The 24,307-nt window shown below is 68.0% G+C and carries 19 protein-coding genes and 5 pseudogenes; 9 read left to right on the top strand and 15 right to left on the bottom strand.

Going from position 1 to position 24,307, the window contains the following annotated elements:
* Window positions 1-318 precede the first annotated feature (318 nt).
* From B073_RS0125135 to B073_RS48165, 5 genes and pseudogenes are all read right to left on the bottom strand, one after another.
* On the bottom strand, window positions 319-702 hold the full coding sequence (locus tag B073_RS0125135; RefSeq protein ID WP_158690215.1) for a hypothetical protein: 384 nt from the start codon (window positions 700-702) through the stop codon (window positions 319-321).
* Window positions 699-1,643 (bottom strand): hypothetical protein, encoded by a 945-nt coding sequence (locus B073_RS45315; RefSeq protein ID WP_158690214.1) that lies wholly within the window; start codon window positions 1,641-1,643, stop codon window positions 699-701. The genes B073_RS0125135 and B073_RS45315 overlap by 4 nt, the downstream gene beginning before the upstream one ends.
* Window positions 1,637-3,022: a caspase family protein gene (locus tag B073_RS0125125; RefSeq protein WP_018540846.1), complete on the bottom strand. Its 1,386-nt coding sequence runs from the start codon at window positions 3,020-3,022 to the stop codon at window positions 1,637-1,639. The genes B073_RS45315 and B073_RS0125125 overlap by 7 nt, the downstream gene beginning before the upstream one ends.
* A gap of 10 nt (window positions 3,023-3,032) precedes the next feature.
* Window positions 3,033-3,956 carry an alpha/beta hydrolase gene (locus B073_RS0125120; RefSeq protein ID WP_026247712.1) on the bottom strand — a complete coding sequence of 308 codons (924 nt, stop codon included), beginning with the start codon at window positions 3,954-3,956 and terminating at the stop codon, window positions 3,033-3,035.
* A gap of 60 nt (window positions 3,957-4,016) precedes the next feature.
* Window positions 4,017-4,106, bottom strand: a pseudogene (locus B073_RS48165) (IS5/IS1182 family transposase); the annotation flags it as partial.
* A gap of 145 nt (window positions 4,107-4,251) precedes the next feature.
* On the opposite strand from B073_RS48165, the gene B073_RS0125115 reads away from it, so the two are divergent.
* The 4 genes and pseudogenes from B073_RS0125115 to B073_RS41080 all read left to right on the top strand — a co-directional run bounded on the left by B073_RS0125115 (window position 4,252) and on the right by B073_RS41080 (window position 8,198).
* Window positions 4,252-4,710, top strand: a complete 459-nt coding sequence (locus B073_RS0125115; RefSeq protein ID WP_018540844.1) for a MarR family winged helix-turn-helix transcriptional regulator — start codon at window positions 4,252-4,254, stop codon at window positions 4,708-4,710.
* Between the two features lie 112 nt (window positions 4,711-4,822).
* Window positions 4,823-5,065 (top strand): annotated as a pseudogene (locus B073_RS44400) (IS5/IS1182 family transposase); the annotation flags it as partial.
* A 272-nt stretch (window positions 5,066-5,337) separates the two neighbouring features.
* Window positions 5,338-5,844 (top strand): hypothetical protein, encoded by a 507-nt coding sequence (locus B073_RS0125110; RefSeq protein ID WP_202487903.1) that lies wholly within the window; start codon window positions 5,338-5,340, stop codon window positions 5,842-5,844.
* A 47-nt stretch (window positions 5,845-5,891) separates the two neighbouring features.
* Window positions 5,892-8,198 (top strand): NB-ARC domain-containing protein, encoded by a 2,307-nt coding sequence (locus B073_RS41080; RefSeq protein ID WP_106731948.1) that lies wholly within the window; start codon window positions 5,892-5,894, stop codon window positions 8,196-8,198.
* Between the two features lie 218 nt (window positions 8,199-8,416).
* Here the strand turns inward: B073_RS41080 and B073_RS41075 are convergent, their stop codons facing one another.
* From B073_RS41075 to B073_RS0125090, 3 genes are all read right to left on the bottom strand, one after another.
* A complete protein-coding gene (locus tag B073_RS41075; protein WP_158690213.1) occupies window positions 8,417-8,866 on the bottom strand; it encodes a TetR/AcrR family transcriptional regulator in 450 nt (149 codons plus the stop codon).
* A 457-nt stretch (window positions 8,867-9,323) separates the two neighbouring features.
* A complete protein-coding gene (locus B073_RS0125095; RefSeq protein ID WP_018540840.1) occupies window positions 9,324-10,400 on the bottom strand; it encodes a polyprenyl synthetase family protein in 1,077 nt (358 codons plus the stop codon).
* A gap of 246 nt (window positions 10,401-10,646) precedes the next feature.
* Complete coding sequence (locus B073_RS0125090) at window positions 10,647-11,516, bottom strand: hypothetical protein (protein ID WP_018540839.1); 870 nt, start codon at window positions 11,514-11,516, stop codon at window positions 10,647-10,649.
* Between the two features lie 167 nt (window positions 11,517-11,683).
* Here B073_RS0125090 and B073_RS0125085 point away from each other — a divergent pair, with 167 nt between their 5' ends.
* Entirely contained in the window at window positions 11,684-12,043 is a 360-nt protein-coding gene (locus B073_RS0125085; RefSeq protein WP_018540838.1) for a MerR family transcriptional regulator, read from the top strand.
* A gap of 344 nt (window positions 12,044-12,387) precedes the next feature.
* Here B073_RS0125085 and B073_RS0125080 read toward each other — a convergent pair whose 3' ends face one another.
* Window positions 12,388-12,795 carry a MerR family transcriptional regulator gene (locus tag B073_RS0125080; protein WP_018540837.1) on the bottom strand — a complete coding sequence of 136 codons (408 nt, stop codon included), beginning with the start codon at window positions 12,793-12,795 and terminating at the stop codon, window positions 12,388-12,390.
* 49 nt (window positions 12,796-12,844) lie between these two features.
* On the opposite strand from B073_RS0125080, the gene B073_RS0125075 reads away from it, so the two are divergent.
* Window positions 12,845-13,729: an NAD(P)-dependent oxidoreductase gene (locus tag B073_RS0125075; protein WP_026247711.1), complete on the top strand. Its 885-nt coding sequence runs from the start codon at window positions 12,845-12,847 to the stop codon at window positions 13,727-13,729.
* Between the two features lie 1,007 nt (window positions 13,730-14,736).
* On the opposite strand, the gene B073_RS0125070 is transcribed toward B073_RS0125075, so the two are convergent.
* On the bottom strand, window positions 14,737-15,168 hold the full coding sequence (locus B073_RS0125070) for a nuclear transport factor 2 family protein (protein WP_234025160.1): 432 nt from the start codon (window positions 15,166-15,168) through the stop codon (window positions 14,737-14,739).
* 994 nt (window positions 15,169-16,162) lie between these two features.
* Here B073_RS0125070 and B073_RS42970 point away from each other — a divergent pair.
* Entirely contained in the window at window positions 16,163-17,407 is a 1,245-nt protein-coding gene (locus tag B073_RS42970; protein WP_158690212.1) for a hypothetical protein, read from the top strand.
* A gap of 10 nt (window positions 17,408-17,417) precedes the next feature.
* Here the strand turns inward: B073_RS42970 and B073_RS42965 are convergent, their stop codons facing one another.
* Together B073_RS42965 and B073_RS49380 are read right to left on the bottom strand one after the other, a co-directional pair.
* Window positions 17,418-17,564: a hypothetical protein gene (locus B073_RS42965; protein ID WP_158690211.1), complete on the bottom strand. Its 147-nt coding sequence runs from the start codon at window positions 17,562-17,564 to the stop codon at window positions 17,418-17,420.
* Between the two features lie 52 nt (window positions 17,565-17,616).
* Window positions 17,617-17,973 (bottom strand): annotated as a pseudogene (locus B073_RS49380) (Scr1 family TA system antitoxin-like transcriptional regulator); the annotation flags it as partial.
* Window positions 17,974-18,067: 94 nt separating this feature from the next.
* On the opposite strand from B073_RS49380, the gene B073_RS41060 reads away from it, so the two are divergent.
* Complete coding sequence (locus B073_RS41060) at window positions 18,068-19,369, top strand: hypothetical protein (RefSeq protein WP_018540832.1); 1,302 nt, start codon at window positions 18,068-18,070, stop codon at window positions 19,367-19,369.
* Between the two features lie 990 nt (window positions 19,370-20,359).
* On the opposite strand, the gene B073_RS0125050 is transcribed toward B073_RS41060, so the two are convergent.
* The 3 genes and pseudogenes from B073_RS0125050 to B073_RS0125035 form a co-directional block, all read right to left on the bottom strand.
* Window positions 20,360-21,637 (bottom strand): erythromycin esterase family protein, encoded by a 1,278-nt coding sequence (locus B073_RS0125050; protein ID WP_037812713.1) that lies wholly within the window; start codon window positions 21,635-21,637, stop codon window positions 20,360-20,362.
* 310 nt (window positions 21,638-21,947) lie between these two features.
* Window positions 21,948-22,599 (bottom strand): annotated as a pseudogene (locus B073_RS44390) (transposase); the annotation flags it as partial.
* A gap of 106 nt (window positions 22,600-22,705) precedes the next feature.
* Window positions 22,706-23,578 (bottom strand): aldo/keto reductase, encoded by an 873-nt coding sequence (locus tag B073_RS0125035; RefSeq protein WP_018540828.1) that lies wholly within the window; start codon window positions 23,576-23,578, stop codon window positions 22,706-22,708.
* Between the two features lie 297 nt (window positions 23,579-23,875).
* On the opposite strand from B073_RS0125035, the pseudogene B073_RS48160 reads away from it, so the two are divergent.
* Window positions 23,876-24,263, top strand: a pseudogene (locus B073_RS48160) (ATP-binding protein); the annotation flags it as partial.
* Between the last annotated feature and the right edge of the window lie 44 nt (window positions 24,264-24,307).

Here is a 24,307-nt window from a genome sequence, read left to right as displayed (position 1 = left end):
TGGCACGCCTCTTGGCACGCTCGTATGGCGCGGAACCGGACCGGCTGTAACCTATCATTGCCCTTTTGTCGCTAGCAGACCGGGCCCCTCAAACGCAGTCGACCAGGCCGCGGGAACCACAGATTCGCTCGCCGGTCTTCCACGGAGGCAAGCGTCGAGTTCGACTCCACGCCAGTCAAACACATTGCGTCACAGTGGCGCTGTGGCAATGATCTCCCGACCCGTCAATATCGCGTCAAATCAGCCAGGTTGAAATAGGACTGCAGTGAAGAGGGCCCCGCATCCGCCACCTCAGTTCAGCAACGCAGCCGTCGGCTACTACCGCCCGGCCGACGCTTCGAACCCGAACGTACCCGACCCCCGATCAGCGTTGCGCTCGGTTCCGCCCGTCCCTCGGCCATGGCCTTCGCTGACTGCTCCTGGCATTGCCGCCGGCGCGGCCTGCTGCTTCTGCACCGCAGCCTCACGGATCCGCGCCACCTCCCCGGCGGCATCCTTGACCGGATAGCCCGCGTCCATCAGCTTCCCCACCGCAGTCTCCAACGACAACACCCCAGCCCCGTACGCCTGGACAACCTCGTCCAGCACCGCCGCCCGATCCGTCGGCGTATGCGGCGCCCACACCAGCCGCGCGGAAAGCGACTCCCCCGCCGGCCACCCCTCCGCCCGTCCCGCCTGGTACAGCCGCTGCACCACCTTCAACAGCAGCTGATACTTGCGCCTCTTGGCAGCCGCATCGACCCCACCAGCGCATCCAGCGGCCCGAGCGCCAGCTTCAGCGCGCACCCCGACGGCACCTGAGACGCGTCCAGCGTCCCCAACCCGGCAGCCGTGACAGGCGAGTTGGACGCGATGCGGTCCATCAGGCGCTCCACCCGCGCGCGGAGTTCGGCCAGCTGCGGTGAGGTGCCCAGGGCGTCCATCCGCCCGGAGTCCCCCAGCTGCCACACGGCGCCGGCCTCCACCGTCAGCTGCACCGGCGTACCCGTCGCGCGGTCCACCGGCAGCCGCGTCCCCGCCAGCCCGATGATCGGCGTCCCCGTCGTCGCCGACGCAGCCGCGCTGTCCGAATCGGTGGCCGCCAGCTCATCCAGGCCCTGGAGCACCTTCGCGATCACCGACTGCCCCCAGTGCTCCCCGCCGTGCGGGATCGTGTTCGCGATGTGGATGACGGGCACGAAGTCGATCCACAAGTCCAGCCGGTTCAGCTCCGTGCCGTCAGGCCGTACCCGGAAGGCGGCCGTGCCCATCGGCAACCGGTCCAGCGTCTCACCTTGCTTAAGGTCCTCCAGCAACCACTCCGAGTCCGTCAGAAAGCACGTCATCCGCGACGGCCGTCCCGGCTCCCACGGGCACTCCCGCACCACGCTCGCGTCGTCCTCGGAGATCGGCCCCAGCTCGTAGGTCACCCGCCGAACCCGCGCCTTCAGACCCGCCTCCGGGTCCTCCGGCAGCTCCCACGCCAGATGCACCCGCGTCGGGAAGTCCTGGTCCTGGTCGTCGTCCCACTGCGGGAAGTAGAACCCCGGGTCGTACACCCTCAGCGTCGGACGCTGCTTGACCGGATCCCACACCAACGCGTACACGCTGTCCCCCAGCAGCACAGCGGACCGTTCGGCCTGCTGGATCCGCAGCATCAGCAACTCCTTGGTGGCCCACTGCCGAAGCCGCTCCTGCACCGCGGCGGCCCCCGCCGCCCCGGCCTCGGCACGTCGCCCTCGGCGTGCTCAGCACCTTCCACCGTGACCTTCTGCTCCGACCCCAGGAGATACCCCAGCGCCGTGTCCACGACCTTTGAGGCATCCCCCAACTCCCGGCGCTCCGAGGCGGAATCGGCGTCGGCCGCCAGCTGTCCGGCCTGGTTGTTGTCGTACGCCGCCAGCACCTTGTAGGCGGCCAGACGCCGCATCTCCTGCGGCGGCCTTTCCAGGGTGGTGCCGTGCGCGTGCACGGAGACCGTGACCGAGCCGGGTGGCAGCAGCAGGTGCGCAGGCGCTTCCGGGTGGTCCGGGCAGGCCAGCGTGAGCAGCCGGCCCAGGACGGCCGACTTGCCGGATCCCGGATCTCCGGTCACCACCCGCGCCCGGGCATCGTGGACGGGATCGCGCAGCCAGCCCACCAGCGTGGCCAGGGCCTGCAGACGCCCGGTGAACCAGTCGCCCGGCTCGCTCGCGTACTCCACACCGCGGCTCCGCGGACCGAAGTGCGCGGTCCACTCCCGCTGCGACTCCACATCCATCGCCTCGTCAGGCAGGCCGGGCCGGTACTTCGGGTTGGGCAAGAACGGCGGGACCGCCCGGCCGGATACCGCGTGATAGCTGGCGCACTGGTCCGGGCGGTGCCCTCGGAAATGGTCGTTGACCTGGTCGATCACCGTGGGAATATCCAGGTACCGCTGCCGCATCCCGGCCGTGCCCGCGCGCACTGCGGCCTCCAGAGCGGTCACGAAAGCATGGTCGTACGCGAGCTCGCGGGAGCGGGCAGAGGCCACCAGCCACAGCCCGTCGGCCCCCGGGGGCCGGTAGTCCACCAGCTGGCCGGTGGCGTTCACGATCTCGGCCGCGCCCAGTTCGGCGTAACAGGTGTCGAGCAGCAGTAGGACGTGCCCGACCTGGGTGTCGGCCAGCAAGTCCGCGAGTTCGCGGGAGGCGAGGGTGGTGGTCACGCGGCTTCGACGGCTGTTGCGGCAGGTGAGCCGGTGGTAGCGGTCATCGCGCAGGCCATGCCCTGCGTAGTACACGACGAGCACGTCCTCCTTGCAGCGCTCGTCCGCCTTGAGCCAGTCCTCCAGACCGGCGCGCACCTGCTGGGCATCGGGTGCACGGGCGAGCTCCGGGAGGATCTCCGCGTATCCGAGGGAGGAAAAGAGAGCTATGACCCGCCGCAGGTCCTCGACCACGCCGGGCAGGTTTTCCAACAGCGGATCGGCGGTGAAGGTGCCGGTGCCGAAGGCGAAGACATACCGGTTGAGCCCGTCGGCAGCCTGGCCGTTCGGTGCGCCTGTTGCAGCGGCGCCGACCATCGGGTCGTGGTCACCGAGCCAGCCCCATGGCGATCGCCGACCCGGTCTCCACCGCCGTCAGGTAGGCACGCATGCTGTGCATCTCCGAGCCATTGTCCACGAGCAGGTCCAGAACTTCCGGTCCGAACCGGGGCGCCAGTTCGCGGACGAGCGCGACCACGTCACCGCTGTCGGCCAGGTTGGTCCATTGCTTGACTGGGGCCGGCCAGACCCCTGTACCGTCCTGCTGCGGTGCGGGCTGTGGGCGGTCGAAGACCAGCCCGGCCAGACCCAGCGGAGAGCCGAGGGTGACCAGGATCAGCGGCGGCCGCTCCGGCCGGAGCGCGCACAGCACCTCGTAGGCAACCACCGAGCCCAGCGAGTGACCCACGACCACCCGTGTGTCCAGCGTGATCAGCTCCGCAGCCCGAGCCCGTACGTCTTCACGCAGCTTGGGCTCCGTGAAGTAGCGACGCACCTGCTTGAGGTCCGAGATGAGTAGCCGGTCGGAGACGGCACCGAAGAATCGAGTGCGGGTGAGAGCGTGCAGGGCGCGGCGAACCCGGTCCACAGACAGGGGGCGGCAGGCAAGACGGCCGACGGCGCCACGGGCTGTGGGACCGGAGCCCGTACCGTGCGGCCCTACGGTGTCCGGTCCGGGGGTAGAGGGGTCCAGCCGAGCCGCCTCCCGCCACCAGGTCTCCAGCAACTCGGCCTCGAACCCTGGCTCCACGTCCTCCGCCCGGTAGTACGGCTCGCCGCGCGTGCCGGGCTGCCGGTAGAGGTCCCCATATCCGGCGCAGGCGATGTCGTCGTCCGTCAGCCGCCCGAGCGTGGGATTCCGACGCAGTGCGAGTCCGACCCCACCACGCAGCGCTGGCTCAAATTCCGCCAACAGGGTCTCAGCGGTGTCAAGTTGCCGCCCCACCCCATGCACCACGACAACCCGGCTCATGGCCCCCCTCATACGCGCCCCCGTGCTCCTGCCACGAGCTTAGACCGACCGGCAAATGGATCACTTGAGGTGTCGGGTGGCAGAGCGGCCGTCCCAGCGATAGCGGCTCATCGAGCGTCGGATGAGCATGCGGAGCGTGACGTAAGAGGAGCGAGCGATGTCGCAGCCCTCTGATCTGGTGGCGCTCCTGATCGAAAGAGATAGAACGTGGCCGAACGAACTTGACCTCAAGTTAGGTTGATTTTCTACGGTCGATCTCGTCGAACCAGCTTGGGCAAAGGCGGAGGGGCCGGCCATGGAGTACTCGCACAGCGACGCCGAACTGATCGAGCAGCCGATAGGCTACTGGAGTTGGGCGGCCTACAAGGCCGTCGTCACCCGCACCCGGGCAGCCCTCGCCGGGATCGGCACTACCCAGCCGCAGTGGTGGGTTCTCGCGCAGGTCGCACCCGCCGACACCGTCAAACCCCGCGGCGAGGTGTCCCGCCTCCTCCGGAACTACCTCGACACAGGTCCGGAAGCCATGGAGTCGGAGATCGACAAGACCATCGCCCAAGGCTGGATCACCGAGGACGCCAAGGGATGCCTCGGCATCACCACGGAAGGCCGGGCGTTCTACGACAAGGCCGCGGCCCTCCAGGACGAGTTGCGGGCGGAACGGCACGCGGGCATCTCCGGAGAGGAGTACCTGAGCACCCTCAAGGTACTGCAGCGATTCATCCACAACACTGGCGGGCGTGCTTGGCACCACTGAGACCGGCTGGCGAACGGTGGTGGCACTGCCGGCTGGTCACTCAAGAGCACGAAATAGGCACGGACCTGGGTGATCATGGAGTTCTCTACGCTCAGTGATCACTGGAGGGCTCGTGCCTGCCGTGCCATCCTGCCTGCTCGAACCCCTGTGGGACCAGTTCGCCGCACTGCTGCCCGCGCGCGATGACTATGCGCCGGCCCACCCACTGGGCTGTCACCGTCGCCGGGTCCCGGACCGGATCGTCTTCGAGCACATTGGGCGGGCTCTGGTCCACGGCACCGGATACGAGCGGATCGCCAGTCCAGGCTGCTCGGATCGCACCATCCGACGCCGCGTCAAACTCTGGTCACAGATGTCGTGCGGTGCGCTGAACTGGGCCGACTGGCTTGGGTGTCAAGGTGGTAGTGAAGGTGGTGTCGGTCTCTGCGGGAGTCGTCGCGGGCAGGCCGCCGTGATCGGTGTCAGCAGCATCTGACGTCAATCGTGCCGGTTTCGCACCGGCTGATGGGGGGTGCCGGGGCGAACGGGGGCCTGGCTACGCATGGATGCATCCTCGTCCGTGTGGATCCTTTGTGGAGAAACCACCCGGCGCCGAGGAGGCGCCGAAAGGTAGGATCAACGACATCGTTGGCGATCGGCGCAGAAGGGGGATGGCGCGTGCTGCCCGAGGCTTTGACGGTGCTGGCGACCGCTGGGGGAACGGCGGTGGTCCAAGCCGCCGGTACGGATGCCTGGGACGGATTGCGTCGGCGGGTGGCCGTGTGGTTCGGGCGCGGGGACGCTGAGCGGGAGTCTGGTGAACTGGCGCGCCTCGATCAGACCGCGTCCGCGCTGGACGCCGGCGACGGCGGGTCGGCGGAGCGGATCCGCATCCGTCAGGAGGCCCTGTGGCAGGCGCGGTTCGAGGGCCTTCTTGAGGGCCTCACACAGGACGAACGCGACCGCGCCGCCGCGGAGTTGCAGTCGCTCCTGGATGCGCACCGCTCGTCCGGAACCGTGGTCGGGGACGGCGGCTTGGTCGTTGGCGGGGACCTGAACGTCAGCGCCGACAATCATTCGGTCGCCGGCGGGGTGGTCAACGGAGGTGTGCATCTGAGCAGCCCCCCTCCGCCGCCGGTTTCGTCCCAGGGCTGACCGAACCGGCTGACGTCCCCAGCCCACGCGCCTCCGCTTCCTCCAAGGTGCCGGCGCCTCACGTAGTCCAGGCCAGTCACCACGGCGTGGCCGTCGGGCACGCCGACCAGGTCTCGTACTACGGCAGTTCCCGTCCCCCCGCGTCCTGGCCGCTTCTCGTGGGGGTCATTCCGGCTGCCGTGCGTTGCTTTCAGCCGCGCCTCGCACTCGATGAGGGCACGGGCGTCACAGGACCGGCGAACGCCGCAGGCGCCCCGGCCGCGGCGCGCTGCACGGTACTTGTCGGCACTGCGGGCGTGGGCAAGACGCAGCAGGCCGCCCGGATCGCGCGTGGGGCCTGGCACGATGAGCAGGTCGACCTGCTCCTGTGGGTCACCGTCACCGACCGCGAGACAGCCGTAGCCGGATACGCCCAGGCCATGGCCGAGATCACCGGGACGGACGCGCCCGCCGGCTCGGGCACGGCCGCGGCCGAACAGGCGGCGCAGGCGTTTCTCGCCTGGCTGCGGCCCGACGCCGAGGGCTCGGGACGCCGCTGGCTGATCGTCCTTGACGACGTCGCCGACCCCGAGGATCTGCGGGGCCTGTGGCCGCCCGATCACCCGGACGGCCGGGTCCTGGTCACCACGCGGCGTCGAGACATCGCCCAGCCCGGACTGAACCGCCTTGTCGTCCCCGTGGCAGGATTCACGCCCCACGAGGCGACGGCCTACCTCTCCGAGGTGCTGGCCGAGTACGGGTGTACGGGGGCTGCGGCCGATGAACTCGCCACCCTTGCCGAGACGTTGGGACACTTGCCGTTGGCCCTGTCGCAGGCGGCTGCCTATCTGGCCGTCGCGGAGCTCGGCTTGGCGGCGTATGTCCGCCTGCTGGACGAGTACGACGTGCTCAGCGAGCCCAACAGGTGGGATGGGGGCCGACCTCGCCGTGGAAGGCCGCTCGCCGAACTTGTGCCCGGTCCCGGAGCGTTGCCCGACGGGCAGAACGTCGCCGTGCCCGACGCCTGGCGGTCGTCGCTGGAGCGGGCCGACGGGCTGCCCTCGGGCGGCCTGGCACGTCCTCTGCTGGAGCTGGCCTCTTTGCTCCCTGCCGCGGGGATGCCCGTATCCGTCTTCACCAACTCCGCCGCCGCGGAGTACCTCCAGGCGCACCGCGCCGCTGCGGGGTCCGGTCAGATGCTCCAGGCGGACGAGGTGCAGGGTGCGCTCCGCTTGATGGACGCCCTGGGGATCATCGACTACGTACCAGATGCCTCGTACCGCGCGGTGCGCGTGCACCCGGTACTGCAGCGCGTGACGCGCGAGGCCCTGTCCGCTGACCGGGTGCGGGAACTCGCCTCGAAAGTCGCGTCAGCCCTGGTTCTGGCGGCCAACGCTCAGGGGGAACCAGGTTCCGCCCCGGCACTCACTGTCGATCCGCTCCACGGGCATGTGAAGATGACCAACACCGTGGACCCCGGTTTCGTCCCGGTACTCGTCGACGCCGTCGACGTGCTCCGCGGGCACGCCGATTCGGCCCTCTGGTCGGGCATGCCCTACTCCAGACCCGAGGCGTGGTCCGGCCTCTCCGGCAACGGCCCGAGCCCGTCCGACCATGAGCTGCTCTACCAGGTCGGTGAGGTGCTGGGGACGAGTGGCCGGGCACAGGCAGCCGTCGCCTACTTCGAACGGCTGGCAGGTGAGGCACTTCGCCACCAGGGGCCCTATTCCCCGGGCCACGAGTTCGCCCGCCTCCGTCAGGCCCACTGGCGGGGCGAGTCCGGCGACGCGGCCGGAGCCGTGACGGCGTACGAAGCGGTCCTCGACCAGCAGTGCCGCTTCTTCGGCCCCCACCACAAGCGCACACTGGACACCCGGGCCGCCCTGGGGCGCTGGCGCGGCGCCGCAGGTGACGCGGCCGGTGCGGTAGCCGCATACACCGAACTCCTGCCCTTGCTGCAACAGCACTCGTTCCCGGACTCCACGGCCGTCCTCGACACGCGGGCCGAACTCGCCCGCTGGCAGGGCGAGTCGGGGGACCCGTACAGAGCGGCGATGGCGTATGAGGCACTCCTGGCCGATCTGATCCGCGTGCTGGGCCGGCACGGTGGCCTCCAGCATCCGAAGGAGAGCGGAACCGGGCCGTACTGGAGCGGCCTGGAAAACCTGACGGCGCTCAACAACTGGTTGAAGGTGTTTGACGCACACCACAGCCACGCGCATTGGCGTGGCCGGGCCGGAGACGCCGTCGGGGCCGTGACCTCCCTGACGTATCTGCTGAACCAGCAGATACAGATACTCGGCCCCGAGCATCCCCGGATCCTTGCCACACGTGAAGAGCTGGCTCACTGGGAGGAACGGATCGGAAACCGGTGAACCCGTGTCACGGCCTGCCGCAGCGGGGCGGCGCCGGACAGTCGTCGCGCCAGCTGTTGCGGGCCAAAAGGTTGTTGACGCGAGAGCGACTACATAGCTTCGAGTCCTTCAGCCGGAGCAGTTGACGAGGCTGAGCAGCACGGTGGTGATGGTCGATCGGGCGCTTTCAGGACTGATCGTGCCGCGAGCGGCCGCATGACCAAGGGCGTCCGCAGCGCCTATGAATGCGATCGCTGCTTCCTCGTCGAGGTCCGCGGCGCCTCAGCGCTTCGCATGGCTTGTCGGCAGATGTCTACGTAGCGGCGTTCAGATTCTTGCCTGGCACTCTCGAGGTCTGGTGTGCCGACCAGTGCGGCCACCACTCCACTGAGTTCGGAGCCTTGGGCGACCACGCACGCAACATGGGCCGTTGCGATCGCTTCGATCCGCTGCCGTAGATCCGGCGGGGTGTGCGCTATCGCAGCACGCAGGTCAGCGATGTGTCGATGGTCGAAGTCCTCATACAGCGAGAGGAGAAGCGCCGAGCGCGAGGAGAAGTGATCGTAGACGACGGGTTTGGAGATCCCTGCCCTGCTGGCCAGGTATGCGAGCGCCGCCGGCACCCTCATGGAAAGCGCCGAATCCGCCCGCGAAACCTTCGTCACCACCGCCCGAACCACCTCTCTCATCAGCACTCCCTCCTGCTTGAGAATCTCTCTCGAACAGTCAGCCGCGCCGTCAGCCCGTACCACTCGCCGGACCATCGCACGGGCCCACGGAGGTTCCCTGTCCCAACGGGGCCGCCCGAGCGTCAGGGAGAGCGATCTTTTACTACGTCCTCGTCCGATTGCCTCAAGCTCGGCTCGCTGCCAGGACCGGCACCTGAGAGGGCAGCAGCAGTCAAGATCCGGACCATACACGGACCACGGCTCCGCCGACCATCGCCTTTAGCCTCAAACACGCAGGTCAATCGGCATATGGCTCCTGTACCACAAGCAGACGAAGGACCCCGTCGCGGGGTGGAGACGGACAGATAGCGTCAGGTATGCGTGTCCGGGCTGCGACGACCGCGCCCAGGCGTGGTCGGTGCCGCGATCGGCGGATGGGCCTTCACCGCGCTCTCCCAGCGCCGAACCGCACGGAAGATCACTGGGCGCGCAGCACGCCCCACAGCGGCAGCTGTTCGAAGAACTCGACGGCTTCGTCCCGCCACCGCCCGCGCCAGTTGGCCGCGACGGCGGCCGCCTCCTGGGCACAGCGGCGGATCTCGGCGAGCAGCTCGTTGTCGACGCCGTGGCGCCGGGCGATGTCCTGAATCCGTTCGACGGTCTGCGGTGGGCAGCCGGGGCCGTCGAGCGCCGACTCCACGACCGCCCGCTCCGCACCGCTCGTCGCTGCCAGCAGCGCGCACACCGCGTAGCTGCGGCGGCCCTCGCGAAGATCCGATCCGGCCGGCTTGCCGACCGTGCCTGCGTCCGCGAACAGGTCGAGGTAGTCGTCGCGCATCTGCCCGCTCACCCCGAGCAGTCGCGCGTACCGGGCCAGTTCGTTCTCATGGGCCGCCGGGTCCGCGCCCGCCGCGAGCAGACCCAGCTGCAACGGGGCCAGCACCGAGTACCGGGCGCTCTTGTACTCGGACACGGTGTCCAGCACCTCGCGGTCGGGCATCGGGCCGAAGTCACGCTCTAGATCGAGGAATTGCCCGCGGACCGTGTCCGCCCCCGCCGTGGCCTGTACAGCCGCCATCGCCTGCCGCAGCTCGCGGGGAACCGGCGCGGTCAGCAGCACCTGGACCGACAGAAACGCGGCCAAGTCCCCGGCCAGGACGGCCAGACCCAACGCCGTCTGCGGACGGCCAGGGAACCGCTCGCGGTAGGCGTAGTACACCGACGGCGCCCCCCGGCGTACCGGGGAGTCGTCGATGATGTCGTCGTGGATCAGCCCGTGCGTCTGCAGCAACTCGATGCTGAGCGCGGCCTCGTCCAGCCCGGGCACGGCATCGGGAGCCACCAGGCGCGCCGCCTCGTACAACAGCGCGACCCGTAGCCGCTTCCCGCCCCGCAGCGACATGTCCCGCACCAGCTCCAGCGCCTCGGGCACGAACGCATTGCCCGCAGGCCCCTGCTCGGCGACCGAGTCGAAGTAGTTCGCGAACAACCCGTTGAAGCGGTCCCGGTATCCGGCGAGCCGCTCGTGTACACCGGCCCCGTTGTCAGCAGCCATTGCTCTCCCTGGAACCCCGTAAAACTGGACGGCCGTCGACAGACACCGCCAGCTCGCATTCAACACCACCAGATCAACTCCGCGTAGCGACCAGGGCGAACATGCGGGAGCCGTGACTGCGCCCAACCACCACCCGACTACCGATGGGACAGCCGTCCCACCACGCGCCGCCTCAGGTGATCCATTTGCCGGTCGGTCTCAGTGTCCGAGTTAGCCCGTGAGTGACCGAGTCGGCCCGAGTCAGCGTCAGGGTTGGCGCGTCGCGACCGGCTGGAGCTCCTGCCATGCCGGGTAGTGGGTGTAGCCCGCGGCGCCGTGACCGTACAGCTCTGGTTGGTCGATGTGCGTGTTCAGCGGCAGGCCGCCTGCGAAGCGGTGCGGCAGGTCGGGGTTGCTGATGAACAGGCGCCCGTACGAGACCAGGTCTGCGCGCCCCGATGCGAGCACCGCCTCACCGGCCTCGCGGGTGGTCGGGGCGCGGTTCTCTCCGACGTTGGCGATGAGTGTGCCGTGCCAGCGCGGGCGCAGGTCGGCGAGGGCGGGGTAACGGTCGTCGTCGGTGAGGTGGAGGTAGGCCAGGCCGAGGCCGTCGAGGCGGGCGAGGAGCGCGCGATAGACCGGGGCCGGGTCGGCCTCTTCCATACCGAATTGGGGGTTGCCCGGCGAGAGGCGCAAGCCGAGCCTGCCGGCGCCGACCCCGTCAGCGACGGCCTGTACCAGTTCCAGCGGGAAGCGGATGCGGCCGGGGATGTCGCCGCCGTAGGCGTCGGTGCGCAGATTGGTGTTGTCGGCCAGGAACTGGTGGATGAGGTAGCTGTTCGCGCCGTGCAGTTCGACGCCGTCGAAGCCGGCCCGGATCGCGTTGCGGGCGGCGGCGACGTGGTCGGCGATGGCCGTGCGGATGTCATCGTGCGTCATCGCACGCGGTATGACCGGGTCTGCCTTGCCGTCCTTCACGTGTACGGGCCCGGGCACGGGGACGGCGGAGGGACCGGCCGGGATGTCGCCGAGGATGCGGGAGCGTGGGTGTCCCTGACGGCCGCCGTGCATCAGCTGGGCGAAGATCCGACCGCCGGCGTCGTGCACTGCCTCGGTGACGTGCTTCCAGGCAGACACGTGCCGTTCGGCCTCCAGGCCCGGGATGCGTCAGCCGCTCTGGCCGCGGAGGCCGGGCCAGATGCCCTCGGTGACGATGAGGCCGGCGCTGGCCCTCTGGCGGTAGTAGTCGGCGACGATCGGTAGCGGGGTGCCGTCAAGTTCAAGTCTGCGAGGGGAGATGTGTGATGCGGATCGGTGAATTGGCCCGCCACACCGGCGTGAGCGAGCGGTCGCTGCGCTACTACGAACAGCAGGGATTGCTCGGGTCCGAGCGGACGCCCGGCGGCCACCGGGACTATCCGGAGCGCGCCGTGGACCGGGTCATCCGCATCCAGGAGCTGTTCGCCGCCGGCCTGTGCAGCCAGAAGATCGCCCAACTGCTGCCCTGCATACGTGACCACGACGGCGGCCCAGCGGTCACCGCCACACCGTGGCTGGTGCAGGAACTGCGGGCTGAACGCGAGCGCATCAATCGCACCATCGCGGACCTGCGCCGCTCGCAAGGCACCCTCGACGAGGTCATCGACGCCGCCTCACGCCCATGACATCGGTGACCGACGGCCTCGCGGGTACCCCCTCACCTCGGCAGTAGCGGCCCATCCGGCGGACACAAGCTGCCCGCCGCCCACCGCATCACTGGCTGCCGGCGTTCGGCCTTGCACGATGTAGGCGTCCCGGATACTGATCGAACGAGTAGAGAGTGCTCCTGACTTGGGAAGGTGGGGCCTGTTCAAGGCTCCGTCCACCGCGGGAAAGAAGTCACTTACCGGATGAGGCGTGTTGCTCCGTTTCCACGTGTTCGTGTTCAAGCCGGGGCGTCGGCGGTGGCCTCGCAGGCAGGCGGAGTGTTGCTGGTCGAGACGGTCCGCAAGACGGGGTACCCGGCTGTTCAGGAGGGGACGGGCTCCTGGTCCGCATGGTCGAAGGGCGGATAGCTCTCGCCACCCATCCGCTCTGCCGCATCGATGTAGTTGGCTAGAGCGTCGCGGGATTGAGCGAGGCTGTCCATCCGATCGTCCAGTCGCTGCAGCCGTGACCGCATCGCAGCGACCACCTCGGGACACCCGGGCAACTGCGGGGCCTCGCCGACCGCACAGGGCAGTACGTACGCGATGTCCTCGGAGGACAAACCGGCACCAAGCAGATGCCGGATCTGCCTGACCCGCAGCACGGCGTTCTCGTCGTATTCGCGGTAGCCGTTCGTGCCGCGGTCCGCCTCCAGCAGGCCCTGGGCCTCGTAGTAGCGCAACTGATGGGTGTTGACGCCCGTCCGGCGCCCCAGCTCCCCGATCCGCATCGCAACCTCGCTTGACCTTCACACCGGTATCAACGTTGACGATGCTGCCATGAACAACACAACCGAAACACCTGTGACCCTCATCGGCCTGGGACGGATGGGCCAGGCACTCGCCAGCGCGTTCCTCAAAGCCGGGCATCCCACCACCGTGTGGAACCGTACGGCCTCCAAGGCCGACCAGTTGGTGGCCGAGGGTGCCCTGCTGGCGCCAACGGTGGGCGACGCGCTCAAGGCGGGTTCCCTGACGATCGTCTGCGTCACCGACTACCAGGCCATGCACGGTCTGCTCGGGGCGGACGACATCGAGCTGGACGGCATGACGTTGGTGAACCTGACCTCGGGTGACTCGGCCCAGGCCCGGGAGGCCGCCCAATGGGCCGAGCAGCGCGGCGCCCGTTACCTGGACGGCGCCATCATGGCGCCCCCGCCGGCGATCGGAACCGCTGACGCGACGATTCTGCACAGCGGGCCGCAGGCGGACTTCGAGGCGCACAAGACAACACTCGACGCGCTCGGCACTGTCACCTACCTTGGTGCGGATCACGGGCTGGCGTCCCTGTACGACGTGGCGGGTCTGGCCATGATGTGGAGCGTCCTGAACGCTTGGCTCCAGGGCGCGGCCCTGCTCAGGACGGCCGGTGTGGACGCCGTGACGTATGCGCCATTCGCGCAGAAGATGGCCACCGAGGTGGCCGCATGGCTGCCGGGGCATGCCGAACAGATCGACCGTGGCTCCTTCCCTGCCAAGGTGGCGTCCCTGGAGACCCATGTCCGGGCAATGGCTCACCTGATCGAGGAGAGCGAGGCGGTGGGTGTCAATGCCGAACTGCCGAAGTTGATCAAGGCGATGGCCGACCGGGCGGTCGCCGCCGGACACGGCGGGGAGCAGTATGCCGTGCTGATCGAAGAGTTCAGCCAACCCCATAACGACTGACCGATCCCCACGCCGGGCTCTGGCCTCGGGCTTTTGGGGCTGTCCGGATCGCGATCACGAACGCGGAAACCGCCTCTGAACAGCGAGAATGAGGGCCGTTCCGGGGGTCGGAAGGGTCTCCAGCGTTCGCAAAGCGCTTCGAGGCCCGACCGGCGGCCAGGTACTCCAGTTTGGACACCACCTGCTGCCGCCACGCGTCGGGCAGTTCTTCCAGGAGGGTCTCGAAGCGGGTCTGCCAGACTGCTACCTGCGCTGCCTGTACCCGCTCCGCCTCACCTTCCTCCGCGGCCTCCAGCACAGCGCAGGTTCGGTCGAGTCGCTCGGATTCCGCCTGTTCGCACGGGACTTCGCTGCGGCTGAGCAACCGGGCCGCAGCGTCCCCGACCCCCGTGCCAGGCGTCCGTCCCCGCAGCCTGCACGATCGCACCGCCCCCGGCGGCCGCAGCTGCGGTGAGCACCTCGGTCAACCTGGCTACCTCCATAGTGGAGGAACTGAGCCGACAGCCCGAAGCATGGCATGGACAGGCTCTCGTGGTCCGGGAGTTCGGGCACAGCCATCACCGTGAGCCGGGAACACATCAAGGCAGGGTGGTCGCCGCAGGGGCGCAAGGCACGGTTCCGCACGATGCCCAGACCGCGCTTCCCACCGTTGTCAACAGTCATGCAGTGCGGCTCTGATCAACGTTCCGGGATGCCCCAGGCCGGCGGTGACGGCGTCGAGCCCATCGAGTATGTGATCAGCACTCTTGTTGGAACCGGTTCCGAAGATGCCGATGCGGTAGCGGAAACGACTGCCCTCCTGGGGACATGGAAGAGAGCGAGGGTCAACGCAGCACGACTCATCCTGCGGCCGAGTCCGACCGCTCCGTTGTGGTCGCACCTGGTCTCCCGGGGAGCTTGCTCCACCCGGAGCCCGTTGACGGCGGTAGTCCGGAACGGGTCGACGCCGGCCAAGGAGACGGCCGAAAAGTCGGTGCATGCCTGTGGCGGGAACTGTTCGGATGTCCTCAGTTCATCAACTCGGGCGTGAAGTAGTCGCGCAATCGAGCGATCTTCCCGTCGCGGATGCGAAAGATCTGTACCAGCGAGACGACAACGTCGTCTCCGTCCCCGTCGAATACCGTGTCGATCTCGGCGATGAACACGTCGGGATCGGAGGTGGTGTGCAGCACGTACCCGGACTTCTCAAGGTTCGGCGAGCGGTCCCCCCTCACCTGTCGCTCGTAGTACGCCGCCATCGCGCTACGGATCTCGTCACGACCCACCAGCCTCCTGGGGAAGGCTGCGCCAGCAGGCACGAGCGGCGCCTCGAAGACACCGTCCGCGGTGAAGTTCTCAGCAAGGGCATCAGCATTCCGGGTCAGGGCACCGGCGTAGACGTAACTCTCGAAGATCCCCTGCGGCGTTCGGGACATGGCGGCCTCCCTGGACTCGGACATAGAAGGCCACATCATCACAGTCGCGCTCTCAGGAAGGCGCTTTCCAGGAACGATCACGTTCCGCCGGATCGGCTGGCCTCCAGTCACCGCGGCCGGCATTGGCGATCGTCACGCGCCTCAGGAGGATCCCAATCGGCCGCCGGAGTAAGCGCACGGGGTTCCTCTCGTCTCCCCCTATCACACACGTATCACTAACAGCATTGGCAGTCCTGGACCACAGGCCCCTGACTTGTGCGCACGCACCTGACCTGGACCGCACAAGACGCTATGGACTACCTGTGCCAAGTGGTTCCACCATCGACAACGACGTGGCGCAGAGACGCCTGGAGGCAACGTCCGCTGGCCAGTCTGCCTGCCCACGTCCTACGGCTCACGCGCCGGTTGGGTATGAGTCGTGCGCAGGCGGCGCTGCCCGTGATGGACCACTCTGCGGGCCTTCCCGACATCCGATGGTAGAGACCAAGATCCGGACCAGGCACGGACCAACGCGCCGCCTACGGCGCCCTGTGCATCGTTTCAGCAGGTCAGCACGACGCCGACGCTGTACCACCAGCAGACGAAGAACGTTCTTTGTTCCCACAGTCCGAAGAAACTTGGGTTCTTCTAGAGCCTCAAGTCGGCTGCCTGGAGGCGCCGTTACGCTCCAGGCAGTCCGACACCGGAGTCACTCTGGGTAAGCAACAGGCTGCCTCAGGTCGATGGTCGACCTGCACGAGGACTGACCCCGGACCAGTCACGGACCAGACTCCCGCCCGGGGTGAGGCAGGCGACAACCCTCTGACACGTGTGGTGGCACGACCTAGCGGGACCGCTCAGGCTCTGCAGCACACTCCGCGGGCATGGGAACACGCTTCGAGCCCGACCGCTTTCATCACATAGTCCCCATGACCATGGTGCTGGCGGCCGTGTGCCTGGCCTGGTGTGTCAACTCACCCCAGAGTGGTGGGGACCGATTACGCGGCGGACTGTCAGTGCCTGCGCATAGCCTGCCGACATGCCCTCGAATACCGGTGAGCTCCGCCACGTCATGCTCGGCCAGATCTTCAAGCCCGAGGTTCCCCTGGGGTCGGCCCGGGACACCCCCATCACCTGCCACGCCTCGGCAACGGGCAAGGGCAAGCTCCACGGAAGCCCCGAGTGCCGCGCACTGCGGTCGGCCGCTTCTGTGAACCAGTTCGACATCCCGTTCGGCGAAGCCGTCGAGCGGCTTTGTACGAACTGCCGGTGGGCTCTGTTCACGGATAGCCCGATCCTGCCGCTCGGCGCGGCGGTGAACGACGTGGACTCTCTCACCATCTGGCTCGACAGGGACCCCGAGGACGAGGACGACATCAAGGCCGAGCGTGACGCGGCCATCGCCCTCTCCACCGGCGACTACCCGCCCCACACCAATGACGTCGGCGACGCGGATGAGGAAGACAGCGAGGCTGGGCACGACGAGGAGTGGGAACGCTATGACCGCGCCCGCGATCTCCGCTATGGACGCCACTCACACTGGCGCCGGCTGCACTCCTACCTGATACGGAGCAACCAGGCAGTAGCCGATTACCCGTTCCTCGCCCCGTGGGCCGAGGGACTGCAGAGTCGGCTCACCGCCGTCCTCGACGCCGAGCGTCGGGCTTTCGCGGACCTCGTCCAGCCGGCCCGTCTGCTGGAGGCGGCTGCCGTACGCGTCCTGCCCACGCCGCAGTTCTCCGGCGATCCCGGCTTCGCCGGGTTGGGAGCAGAAGCGGAGAAGACCTTCCGGCGAGCGTGGTACGAGTGGAGTCGCCGAGCCACCTGGTCCTGGCAGCGCCTGGAAGATCACGACTTCTCGGTGTACACCGTCGTCAGCGACGCCTTCGGGCGCCGCCGCAAGGGGAAGCCCGAAGCTCACACCGCCTTCCGTCGACTCACCGCCGGCTGGATCCGCCAGGCGCGCGAAGAAGCCGCCCGCCCCGCCACGCCGCCGTGGCAGCTGGTGGCAGTCAAGACACCCGCTCTCCCCCGCACCCGCCACAGCGAGCCGGAACGCGACCCTCTCACCCTCTGGGAGGCATCAGTCATCGCCACCTACCAGGTAGCTTTCAACCGGAAGTCAGGCACCACAGCCTTGCTCGTTCCTCACCTCGTCGCTGAGCAACTGCTCGTGTGCGCCTCCCACGACATGCCGGTCCAGCGCCTTGCCCCCGACGGCAGCGCGCTGCCCGCGGGGACGCTGCTGGAGCAGTGGGACCACGAAAGCCTCACCCATTCGTGACCTCGCGCTGTCAGCTCGTCGCCAACACGGCCGTGATCAGGTCCCGGGCAGCCTGACCGTAGACGGCAGAGGGGTGGAGGAGCCCGAACGCCTTGCGGAACAGATCGACCCGGTCCTGGTCGGTGATCGTCTCGGTCCCACGGTATCCCTCGACCACGACCCTGTGGTCGTCGAAGATCGAGAATCCGCCTCCAGAATAAACTCCGAGGTGGGGCACGGGCCGGGATAATCCCCAGAGACAGGCCCGGCAGATCCATCGCGTCCAGCAGCCGGCCAAGCTGGCCTCGCATGACCTCGGGCCCGCCGAGATGGGTGTTCAGCGCTTGTTCGCCCAGCAGGATATGGAAGGTCCTGTCCTCCTGGCCAACGTACTGCGCCCGAGCCCTACGGGCGGCCACCCCAGCCTCGATGTCGTCGGGAGTCCCGTAAAAGTCCACGACGAGCCGCAGCACGGCCGCGGCATACTTCGACGTCTGCAAAAGGCCCGAGACCAGGTCCGGGCTGTAACCCTGACAGAAGGAAAGCCCAGCACCAGCCTCGGGCGCGCGGCAGGCGAGCAGCGTCACCCACGCAAACTGGGCGTGCTGCACTGCAACCTCTTTCTTCCGGCGGACAAATGCGCCCTAGCGGCACGTGCGTGCCGTTCGTAACCTCGAACTCATGGCCAACGGCGTCTGGCACACCGGCTACGAAATCGTCGTCCACCTCACCCACGCAGACCTCGGACACCCAAAACGACCCGGCCTGCTGGAGGAAATCACCCACCCCATTGGGGACCGGGACCGGAAACTACTCGAATGCTTGGAACACCACGAAGAGGGGATATGCCAGGCCGAAGGTGAGGGCCGCACCCCGTGGATGGCAATCCGTCGGCGCACCATCGACGGAGTCACCACTCTGGTCGCGGCGCACCTGCCCCTGCGAACGAAAGCGACGGCCGAGGAGTCCGACAAGCACAAGGCGATGAAGGAACGCATTGCCCGAACCGCCCAGGAGCACGGGCTGACCGCCGACATGGAGGCTAGATCGGATGACGGCCGGATCCGCACCGACGTCCTGATCGCCGGGCCGGCGGGGAAGGTGGGATGGGAAGCGCAGTACTCCCCGATCACCGCAGCCACAGTCCGGCGCCGCTCCACACGAGCCGTCGAGCATGGCATCACTCCGTTGTGGGTCACGAGTGACGGCACGTCAGCGCTCATCGACCGAGCGCCCTGGTTACTGGTCGACGACCAGCCCTGGCATGTCATCGCCAGCCGGAAATCCACGCTGGTCCGGGCCGGCGCCCGGACCCTGCAGGAGTGGCGCTGCGACGAGAACAGCCAGCGCCCCTGCCCCGGCTCTGGTGGGATGCGGACCTGCGGAGGATTCCACGCCCACTGGGACCTGCCCGCCCTTTGTCTGCCACCGAGACCGACACCCCAGCTGGACGAACTCGTCGTCACGAGTGTGACAGGGAGCTGGGTTCCGATGCGGATCCCCGACCCGCGCGACACCCGGCTCACCGCCCGGATGTGGGTCCCCGAACAGGACCGACGCCGCTGGCGCGAGATCGTCGGCCCGCCCGAACCCGACCCTGACGGCACGGACCAACCCTACGACGGAGAACTCACCTTCACCGGCGAAGAGCTCGACACCCGCTGCCGATACGGCGAGCGCACCCACACCTTCGACGACACTCGAAGACACCGCGCCACCCCCACAGCCGCCGCACCCCACACCTGGACAGACGTCCCCACACACCTGTACCGCATCCCCCGCCAGGAACAGCGCCTCGTCCTCGCACCCGGCGAACGGCAACAGGCCGCCCAACTCCTCAACTGCCCGCCCTGGCACATCGACCCGTGCGCCGGCTGCGGCGCACCCATCAACCGCTACGGACACCGCGGCCACCACGCCTGCCCGGCATGCCGGCGGAAAGTCCGCGAAGGGCCAACCACATCCACCAGCCACGGCTCGTGAAAGCGAGCGTCGCCCAGATCCCTCCCGTTCGGTCTGCGCCTCTCCCTGGAGGGAATCTGGGGAGAATCACGGCCGCTGGAGAGCACTTGGAGAGAATCAGCTGCATAAACCAGCACGGGCGTGACATAGCGCGTCGCGACGACCCCCCTCAGCATTTTCCCAGGCTCCACGAAGCTTTTTCCTCAGTTCTCACGGTCAACCCCAAAGTGGTGTACATCAGCAGACCGCCCGTTCTCAGCCCTGGGGAGAATCTGGGGAGTTTCGAAGTTTCGACTGGCGCGTGCCCATCCCGCTCCCCTCCGAACAGCCCGTCGTGTGGCTTGTGTCCGCAGAAGCCGTGTGCGGATGACCTCGTGTGGCGATTGAGCACGGCGGTCGCCGCAGGTACGTTCGTGACGCTGTCGGTCGGTTGTGTTGTATTCCGGAGCATCGTCCGTGGTGGGGATCACACTCTCGTGGGTGACTCAACTGCAGCCCCGATCACGGTCGTTCGCGGCGCGGGAAGGCGGCTGACCCGGGTGGGCCCGGCGGCGGCCTCGCGGAGCCGGGAGATCTCCTCGTGCTGTGCGGCGAGTCGTGCGAGGGCCTGGGGGCGGAAGTCCGTGAGCTCGTCGATCGTCTGCTCTGAACTGACCAGCCGCTCCTTGAGCTTCGCGTTGGCCGCCCTGAGGCGAACGATCTGAGCCTCGCGAGGGTCGGGAATCTCGCCGGTCTGCTGAAGGGCCTGCAGGCGTCGCTCGAACTCGGCGCGGAGGTGGGCAGAGGGGCGGGTGCCGTAGAACGCGGTGCGGTCGATGCCCGCTTCGCGGGCGAGGGTCTTGATGTCGCACTTGCCGCCGGACGGGATCTCACCGCGTAGGAGGCGTCCATGGCGGCCCGGATGTGCTGTTGCCGGATCGTCCAGTGCGGGCGGCAGCGAATCCGCCTCCTTGAGCCGTAGGCAGGTGGGGTCTCCGGACGGAAGGCCCCACCTGCTCGGGATCAGGTCGGTCAGAAGCGCACTGTGCGGTCCCGGGTGACTGTCGGGACGGCGAGCACGGCATCGAACGCTTCGGGGACCGGGGTGCTCAGATGCGAGCTCTGGAAACGGAGCCCGTTGAGCAGTGGTGCCCCCTGTTCGTCGCGCGGTGCGTGGCGCAGGTCGGTCAAGGTGATCCGGTCGGCGAGTCCGGCATCGATGAGGGCGGCCTCGACGCTGCCGGGCGTGGCAGGTTCAAGGGGGGCTTCGGCGAGGGTGAAGCCGACCGTGGCGCTGGGGTCGGGGTGCATCTCCGGCACATGGTCGGCGGTGTGGACGAGGGCCACGGTGCGGTAGTCCTGGCCGAGTATCCGCTGCAGGTGCTGGCCCATGGGCAGTGTGGTCAGGCCGCCGCCGAATTCCAAGGAGAACGCCGTTTTGTGGATGTGGTTGTTGTGTGCCGCGAGGACGATCCGGGTCCCCGGTTCGGCGTGGTCCAGGTGCCAGCGCAGGGACTCGGCCAGGTAGATCTCTCGCACCGACAGGTCCGCGGCCAGGGCCCGGCCGGACATCAGGGCGCTGCCCGCCTGGAACATATAGTCGGTGTGGCAGGCCGCTTCCACCCGGCGCCGGGCGATGTCGAAGCGGTTCTGGCTGCTGCGGGAGACGTAGAGCGGTTCGACGGCGCGCAGTCGCAGCAACAGTCGTGCCAGTGTGGCGGTCAGTTTGTTCTGCTCGGCGGTCTCCAGGCCGGCCCATGCGGGCGCGGCCGTTGCGCCGGAACCGCAGCCGTTGAGGAACCGGTCGCTGATCTCCAGGACCGTATCGACCAGGGGGAGGGTGTCGGGGTCGACCTCGCGCAGGTAGTCGGCCACCGGTTCCAGGGCAGGTCGTAGCGCCCCGCCGGCCTCGGGGATGTCGAGGCCGGCGAGGCGCAAGGGGTGTTTGCTGGTGCGGTTGTGGTGGCGCAGCCAGTGCATGAGATCTGCGGCGCCCCACTCGGCGGCGACCCGGCTTACTTTGGCCAGGTCCCCGTCGTCGCCCTCGCCCTGCAGCCAGCGGTCGAGGGGGAAGGCTTCGCTGAAGCCGAACTCCATGGCGAAGACGGTGAATCCACAGCGTTCGGCGAGAAAGCGCAGTACCCGCTGGCGTGCGCGCGAGAACTCTTCGACGAAGTGGGCGCCCTCACCGACTGCCACGACCCGGGCATCGCCGACGATCTCCCGGAGGACTTCGAGGTCGTCGAGGGGCTGCTGGGGATCAAGGGTGGTCAGAGTGGTGGAGTGCTCGCGGAACCAATCGGCAAGCACGGTGCGGGAAGAAGGCTGAACTGGCATGAGTAGAGCTCATTTCTCGGCTCGGAGGTTCAGGACACAGCCGCTCATGCGCACACGGGCGGACGAGCGACGCGACGACGCGCAGGCGCAACCGACGCCGGGCCACTGGGCCAACGGCGCACCGCGTCTGCCGACGAACCTCGGTCAGAGAAAATTGCTGAAGACTGCCATGATCGAAACCTAGCACCGGGCGCCGTCCACGGGCACACGAATATTCCGGCGCTTCATCGCGAGGCAGGGCGCCCTCCGAGGGCTTGTCGCCGTAGGCGGTGAGCCGGGGATATCGGATGCGGGGTGTGCGGGGTCGGGTGTCCCAGCGGTGGGTGTACCAGGCCCGCCGGCTCAGGCTACGCACCGTGATGATGGCGGTGGCCAGGGCGAGGTAGAACTCGGTGCAGATGCGGTGGTGTTCGCTGTTGCGGCGGAGCTTGCCGAAGTCGTTCATCCAGGAGTCCGTCCGCTCGCACACCCAGCGACCGTCACTCTGGATCGGCGTCTTCACACCGCGTCGGGTGATACGGCCGGTGATGCCGCCCTCGGCGAGATCGGTGTGGACGGGCTGATAGTCGTAGCCGGCGTCCAGGCCCAGCTTCGGATTCTCGGGGATGTGTTCCAGCTCGTGGGCCAGGGCGGCGAACTCGTCGAGGGTCTCGGACAGCAGGGTGTGATCACGCACGTGGACGCCAGCCGGACGGTGACCACGGGTATTCCCCGTAGCCGTCAGTCAATTGGGACCGCTTCAGCCCCTGCTCGCCCCGGTCCACCGGGGTCCTTCCCATCCCGGAGACCAAGGCGAGCACGACCCGGTCGAACACGATCCCGTCCGGGATACGCGGGTTGTGGCAACCCAAGGGGCGAGTGTCCTCACGATCCGGCAGCGAGGCGAGGAACTCCTCGCGGATCGGGGCGATGATGGACGCAGGCACGACGGACACGAACTCTCCCGATGTCACAGAGCGCAGAGAAATCCGTGATCACCCAGCTCGAGCCCGTCGCACCGTCTCACTGTCGCGTCCATGACCTGCTGGCGGACGCTGTGGGTCAGACTGCGACAGCCAGGGCGTCGAACTCGTCGTCGGTGAGGGTGATACGGGCGGCTTCGGCGTTTTCCTCCAAGTGGGCGGTCTGGGAGGTGCCGGGGATGGGGAGCATGACCGGGGAGCGGTGCAGCAGCCAGGCGAGGGCGAGTTGGGAGGGGCTGGAGCCGTGTCGTTTGGCGGCGGCGTCGAGCGGGCCGCCGGAGCGGGCGAGCTCACCGGTGGCCATGGGGAACCACGGGATGAAGGCGATGTTCTCGCGCTCGGCGTATTCAAGGACGTCTTCGGCGCTGCGGTCGGCCAGGTTGAAGAGGTTCTGCACGGAGGCGATCTCCGTGATCGTGCGGGCCTCCTTGAGCTGCCCGACGGTCACTTCGGAGACGCCGATGTGGTGGATCTTGCCTTCTTGCTGGAGTAGGACGAGCTCGCCCAACTGGTCGGCGAGCGGCACCTCCTCATCGATGCGGTGCAGCTGGTAGAGGCCGATGCGTTCGACGCCGAGGTGGCGCAGGCTCAACTCGGCCTGCTGACGCAGGTACTCAGGCCGGCCTATGGGCCGCCAGACGTTGGGGCCGGGGCGGGTCAGCCCGCCCTTGGTAGCGATGAGCAGGTCGTCGGCGTAGGGGTGCAGAGCCTCTCGGATGAGCTGCTCGCTGACGAAGGGGCCGTAGGAGTCGGCTGTATCGATGAAGTTGATGCCCAGCTCGACGGCGCGGCGTAGCACCCGTACCGCTTCGGCTCGGTCCTTTGGCTCGCCCCAGATGCCGGGGCCGGTGAGTTGCATGGCACCGTAACCGAGGCGGTTGACGGTCAGGTCTCCGCCAAGCGCGAAGGTACCGGAGGCATCTGCCGGACGCGAGCTGTTCTGATGGCTCATGTAACCCACTTCTTCCAACTTCTTCCACTTGGGAAATGTGTAGGAACTGCCCGTCGAACCTACGGGATAATCGGACTGGAGAGGCCGAAGTCCAGCCGGCGCGCGACTCTCTACCGGCTTGTGCGTCGCCGGTCGAAAGGGTGCGGAAGGTGTCAGCGCGACCGAGGGCGAACGTACGGCTACGGTAAGGCGAATGCTGTTGTGACTCGTAGTGCGGGGCCTCGGATGCCGTGACCTGGGGGCCTCGGATGCCGTGGCCGTGGCTAAGGCAGCGACCGGCTGCGGCTGCCAGAGCTCATGGACATCACGCCGGGGCTACCTGGGACGGACAACTTCCAGCAGTGGCCGCCGCAGCGGCTGCTCGTCGTCGAGACCGCCCGCCGCGCACTCGAGTACACCGGGCGGCACTCTGGTGATGCCCACGACCGTCCTGGTCGAGGAGTACTGGAGCGAAATCAGCGCGGATCTCGCCCAACACGCCGCTCGGGTGCGCTACTTCGTTCTTTCCGCTGACCAAGAGACCCTCCGCAGACGCATCGAGGGGGACACAGTTCTCGGCCCCTTCCCGTTCCGTCCCACATATCTTGAGCCCTCCGCCGAGGCGGCCCGCACGTGGCTGCACGACGAGGCCGAGGGCGTCGACACCACGCACCTCACACCTGCATCGAGCGGCCATCCGATGGCAATCACAACGGCCGAGACACATGCGATACACCTCAGCCGACGCAC

Source organism: Streptomyces sp. MspMP-M5 (assembly GCF_000373585.1).
Taxonomy (GTDB): domain Bacteria; phylum Actinomycetota; class Actinomycetes; order Streptomycetales; family Streptomycetaceae; genus Streptomyces.
This window is presented reverse-complemented; position numbering and strand designations above follow the sequence as displayed.

Bases quoted from the DNA above. Each gene is read 5' to 3' on its own strand.
- B073_RS0125125 (WP_018540846.1), bottom strand. From the start codon at position 3,022: ATGGTCGGCGCCGCTGCAACAGGCGCACCGAACGGCCAGGCTGCCGAC.
- B073_RS0125120 (WP_026247712.1), bottom strand. From the start codon at position 3,956: ATGAGCCGGGTTGTCGTGGTGCATGGGGTGGGGCGGCAACTTGACACC.
- B073_RS0125115 (WP_018540844.1), top strand. From the start codon at position 4,252: ATGGAGTACTCGCACAGCGACGCCGAACTGATCGAGCAGCCGATAGGC.
- B073_RS41075 (WP_158690213.1), bottom strand. From the start codon at position 8,866: ATGAGAGAGGTGGTTCGGGCGGTGGTGACGAAGGTTTCGCGGGCGGAT.
- B073_RS0125095 (WP_018540840.1), bottom strand. From the start codon at position 10,400: ATGGCTGCTGACAACGGGGCCGGTGTACACGAGCGGCTCGCCGGATAC.
- B073_RS0125085 (WP_018540838.1), top strand. From the start codon at position 11,684: ATGCGGATCGGTGAATTGGCCCGCCACACCGGCGTGAGCGAGCGGTCG.
- B073_RS0125080 (WP_018540837.1), bottom strand. From the start codon at position 12,795: ATGCGGATCGGGGAGCTGGGGCGCCGGACGGGCGTCAACACCCATCAG.
- B073_RS0125075 (WP_026247711.1), top strand. From the start codon at position 12,845: ATGAACAACACAACCGAAACACCTGTGACCCTCATCGGCCTGGGACGG.
- B073_RS0125070 (WP_234025160.1), bottom strand. From the start codon at position 15,168: ATGTCCGAGTCCAGGGAGGCCGCCATGTCCCGAACGCCGCAGGGGATC.
- B073_RS42970 (WP_158690212.1), top strand. From the start codon at position 16,163: ATGCCCTCGAATACCGGTGAGCTCCGCCACGTCATGCTCGGCCAGATC.
- B073_RS41060 (WP_018540832.1), top strand. From the start codon at position 18,068: ATGGCCAACGGCGTCTGGCACACCGGCTACGAAATCGTCGTCCACCTC.
- B073_RS0125035 (WP_018540828.1), bottom strand. From the start codon at position 23,578: ATGAGCCATCAGAACAGCTCGCGTCCGGCAGATGCCTCCGGTACCTTC.